Consider the following 2,077-nt stretch of genomic DNA (forward strand, 5'->3'; position numbering starts at 1 on the left):
GAACCAGCTCAACAGTCATCGCTCCGGTAATAACTGCGCTTACAAAGACGAAACCCTGTAAGATGCCACCAGCTATTAGAAATGCCGGGCTTGGTGCCCAGATAATTATCAAGCTGGAAGCCCAGATGAGGGGTATGATCAAATAAAGCACCTTTTTCCGCCCAATCCTGTCGGCAAGTCGTCCCAGTGGGATGCCAAAGAGTGTTGTCAATCAGCGAAATGGGACACTTTTTGAACCGAACACTTTGGCATAATCAGGCGGCGTTAGCAAGCTCCCTAAGGCCCCGGTTGTAGTCTCTTCGACGATTGCTCGTTTGTATTTGCACCTCCTTTCGGCGTTGTAGTATCTGCTCTCTCCTGCCCTGGAGGACATCAGTTGGTGTCACATTGCCCAATGCTTTGTGGTACCGGTGGAAGTTGTAGTATTCAACGAAGTCGGCGATGGCCCTCTCAAGTTGGCCAGGGAGTTCATAAGGGACCTGGTTCACTTCCCGCTTGATGCTCTGGTGGTAGCGCTCCAGCTTCCCGTTAGTCTGGGGATGGAAGGGCGCCGCCAGGATATGCCGGATGCCAACGAGGTGCAGATAGTCCCGGAATGCCCTACAGACATAACCCGCTCCGTTGTCCGAGAGCAGTCTGGTACGGTCCTCGACAGGCACCTCGGTCATCCCGGTGGCGTCGACAGCTTCCTGGATTACCTCGATGAGGGAGTTCGCCGACATATCTCTTTGCAGCTTCCAGGCTAGGATGAAACGGGAGTAGTCGTCCATCACGGTCACCAGGTAGTAGTAGCCCCAGCCCACTACCCGAAAGTAGGAAGCGTCGGTAGCCCACATCTGGTGGGGTCGTGTGGTCTTGGCGTGATACTCCTTACCCGCTACGAGCTGCACCTCCAGTCGTTTCAACCAGCCCCTCCTTACGCAGGATGCGGTACACCGTGGACTCGGATACCGCAAAGCCCGCGTTGTCCGTTATCCAGGTTGCCAGTTGCCGGCTGCTGAGTTCAGGGAAATCCCGAGCTGTTGTTAGTATCTTCTCTTCTTCCTCAGGGATTATCCGGTTCCAGGACCTTCCCCTGTCTCCTGAGTGGGGCTCCGAGCCATCGCCTCGCTGCTCCTGCCGCCATCGGTAGTATGTGCTCCTGGGTATCCCCATTTCCACCAGTGCCTGCCGCTTGCGCCCGGATAGGGCCTCCATCTGGTACAGCACCGCGGTCTTTTCCACAGCACTCATGTGCCGGCGCCATTGTGCTCCTCCAGCGGAGGAATAGCCGTTTTTTTAAGACGGTATCCGTCAAGGGACAGGTCAGCTACCAGGTGCTTGAGATCGGCGTTCTCCCGCTTTATCTGCTCAATCTCTTGACGAGTGGCATCCCTTAAGGTATCCCGGGTTAGCCGTTCCTTCCCTGCCTCCATGAAGTCCTTGGTCCAGGCGTAAAAAGCCCCTGGCTTGATCCCTTCCCGTCGACAGAGATCCCTTACTGCCACCTCCCGCCGGAACCCCTCCAGCACTATACGGACCTTCTCCTCCGGGGTGTACCTGCGCCTGGCTACCACTCTAACCTGCTGCATGAAGCCCCTGGTTTCCTTAGTCCTTACCTCAGCAGCATCAGTTTTATCTGCAATGTTCTGGGACACGTTTAACTCCTTCCTCATTGAGGTTAGTCTACTACCTCTCAGGAGCTTGTGCCACCCACCTGGAGTGTACGGTTATAGTGGCCCTATCTGTGTCCCATTATCGCTGACGGTCTACACCTCTCCGTTTGAGAAAGGCGAGACAAGGCCAACACGTACGGCTTTCACTGCCGCCTCGGTCCTATCTGAGACATCAAGCTTTGACAGGATAGTCTGCACATGTTTCTTGGCAGTATTCTCACTGATGCAAAGTGCACGTCCGATCTCTCTGTTGCTCTGCCCGCGCACTATCAATTCAAGTACTTCATGCTCGCGAGCCGTCAGGCTGTTCAGTCCCGCGGTATCTATACGTTTCCTCTTAGACTGGTCACCAGTCATATCGGCCAAGCTAAACTTAGCCTCGTGCAACAGGTTGGTCTTGATGAGTATGCCCCCGCTGTTGA

4 protein-coding genes are annotated in these 2,077 nt (G+C 54.9%); all 4 read right to left on the reverse strand.

Features of this window, described 5'->3' with window-relative positions:
• Positions 1 to 254: 254 nt before the first annotated feature.
• The gene (locus tag VMW13_09025) at positions 255 to 905 is read right to left on the reverse strand and encodes a DDE-type integrase/transposase/recombinase (protein HUV44957.1); all 651 of its coding nucleotides are present in this window, start codon (positions 903 to 905) and stop codon (positions 255 to 257) included.
• Positions 871 to 1,224 (reverse strand): helix-turn-helix domain-containing protein, encoded by a 354-nt coding sequence (locus VMW13_09030; protein HUV44958.1) that lies wholly within the window; start codon positions 1,222 to 1,224, stop codon positions 871 to 873. The genes VMW13_09025 and VMW13_09030 overlap by 35 nt, the downstream gene beginning before the upstream one ends.
• A gap of 5 nt (positions 1,225 to 1,229) precedes the next feature.
• Entirely contained in the window at positions 1,230 to 1,637 is a 408-nt protein-coding gene (locus tag VMW13_09035; protein ID HUV44959.1) for a transposase, read from the reverse strand.
• Between the two features lie 111 nt (positions 1,638 to 1,748).
• Positions 1,749 to 2,077: response regulator transcription factor (locus VMW13_09040; protein ID HUV44960.1), on the reverse strand; the 329-nt coding region annotated here is incomplete at its 5' end.

This window comes from Dehalococcoidales bacterium (assembly GCA_035529395.1).
Classification (GTDB): Bacteria; Chloroflexota; Dehalococcoidia; order Dehalococcoidales; family Fen-1064; genus DUES01.